The organism is Mesorhizobium sp. M7D.F.Ca.US.004.01.2.1, assembly GCF_003997785.1.
Classification (GTDB): Bacteria; Pseudomonadota; Alphaproteobacteria; order Rhizobiales; family Rhizobiaceae; genus Mesorhizobium; species Mesorhizobium loti.
In genome coordinates, this window is the sequence record NZ_RZRQ01000590.1 from 1 (window position 1) to 2,115 (window position 2,115).

Sequence of the window (2,115 nt, forward strand, 5' to 3'; positions counted from 1 at the left end):
ACCCTCGACTGGTCGATGGGTTATCCCCAGGCCATGCGCGCCAAGGCTGCGCGCGGCACCGGCATCGTGCTCACCGGCCCAGAGGATTTCGCGCGCATCACCAATGCGGCGCCTGCTGCCGCCCATTTCGGCGACTTCATGCTCGGCCTGCCGGGCGCGGTGGAAAACACCCGCGCCGCGATCGCCGCCGGAGCAACGGCCATCGGCAATCTGGGACAGTATTTCACCTTCCGCCTGCCCTATTGGGACGATGACGTGGCGACCACGGAAGCGACCGTCACCGCGCTCGGCCTGATCGCCGCGCAGGAGGCCGAAATCCTCGTCCATTCCAATCTCGACGACGGCTTCGCCGGGCTGTTCATCGACATGGCCTGCGCGCTCGGCATGGTGCTGGTCGAAAAGCACATCGTCGAGGATCTGATCGGCGCTCGGCTCGGCCATTGCTACGGCCACCACTTCAGCGATCCGCTGTCGCGCGCTGCTTTCCATTCCGCGCTGGTGCGGGTCAGCGACACGCCAGGCACCATGATCTTCGGCAACACCGTTTCATATCAGTCGACCCCGGCGGGCAACTACGCCAGCCTGGCAAGTTATCTCCTGGCCGACATTCTCGCCGTTGGGCGATGGCCCTCTGGCCATGCGATCAATCCGGTGCCGGTGACCGAGAACCAGCGCATTCCCGATGTCGATGAAATCATCGATGCGCAGACCTTCGCACATCGGCTCACGCTGCACGCACCGTTCTACGATCCGGTCTTCGACTGGACCAAGGTGGAGGCAATGGCCGATGTGCTGGTCGAAGGCGGGCGCCGTTTTGCCGATGCCGTCATGAAGGGGCTGGCCGAGCGCGGGGTGGATACCGAAGACCCGGCCGCGCTGATGTTCGCCATCCGCCGCATGGGGCCGAAACGCATGGAGGCGCTGTTCGGCCCGGGCGCGGACGGCATGCGCGGGCGCACGCCGCTGATCCATGCCGAATGGGCACGCGAGCTCAACCATAAGGCCGTCGCCTGGGTCGCGGCACAGAAGCCGCTCGAAAGCCCTAAACCCCTGACCGTCTGCATCGGCACGACCGACGTGCATGAGCACGGCAAATATCTCGTCGAACAGGCGCTCGAAGGCCTGGGCATCGTCATCGCCGATGCCGGTGTGGCCGTCGACCCGGAAATGCTCGTCGCCCGCGCCGCCGAAACCGGGGCCGATGCCATCGCCGTCAGCACCTACAACGGCGTGGCGCTGCGTTATGCACAGGCCGTGAAAGCGGCGATGGCGGCACGCGGACTTGCCTTGCCGGTGCTCATCGGCGGACGATTGAACGAAGTGCCCAAGGAGTCCAATTCGGGCCTGCCGGTCGACGTGACCAAGGATATAGCGGACCTAGGCTGTCTGCCCTGCGCCGACCTCGACGAAATGCTGAGTGCCCTGCGTTCCATCCGGCCGGTTGCCTGAAGCGGGTAGGTTTCGTTTTCCGCCATCGACTGGCGCGCGCCTCACCAGGCGCTCATGCCGCCGTCGACCGTCAGGATCGAGCCGGTGGCGAAAGAAGATTCGTCGCTGGCGAGCCACAGGATTGCATTTGCGATTTCAGTCGGTTGCGCGACGCGATTCATCGGCGAACGTGCGTTCAATGCCGCGACAAACCCCTGAGGATCGGGATGGGTTTCCAGCATGCTTTCGAAATAGCTCGACCAGGTAACGCCCGGCGCCACGGCATTGACGCGGATCTTGTCTGCAACATGGTCAAGCGCCATGGCACGCGTCAGCGCCGCGACGCCGCCCTTGGAGGCGACATAGGCCGCCCGATCGGCAAGTCCGACATGGGCCACGTTGGAAGCGGTGTTCACGATCACCCCGCCACCACTCGCGGTCATGACGGGAATGACATATTTGGAGCAGAGAAAGACGCCCTTGAGGTTCACGGCCATGAGCGCGTCCCAATCCGCCGCCGCAGTGGTGACGACCGAGCCGCGTATGCCGTAACCGGCATTGTTGACCAGGATGTCCACCCGGCCGAATGCCTCTTGCGCGCGGCGTACCATCGTCGCCACGGAGGCTTCGTCCGAGACGTCGGCCTCCGAGGCCAGTCCTCCGGTCCTGCCAGCCACCTCGCTGGCC

General features: G+C 65.0%; 2 protein-coding genes. One reads left to right on the forward strand and one right to left on the reverse strand.

Going from position 1 to position 2,115, the window contains the following annotated elements; translation table 11 throughout:
• The coding region (locus EN993_RS35125; protein ID WP_127266175.1) for a cobalamin-dependent protein at positions 1-1,449 on the forward strand (1,449 nt) is incomplete at its 5' end.
• Positions 1,450-1,490: 41 nt separating this feature from the next.
• Here the strand turns inward: EN993_RS35125 and EN993_RS35130 are convergent.
• A partial coding sequence (locus EN993_RS35130) for an SDR family oxidoreductase (RefSeq protein ID WP_127266176.1) occupies positions 1,491-2,115 on the reverse strand: 625 nt, incomplete at its 5' end.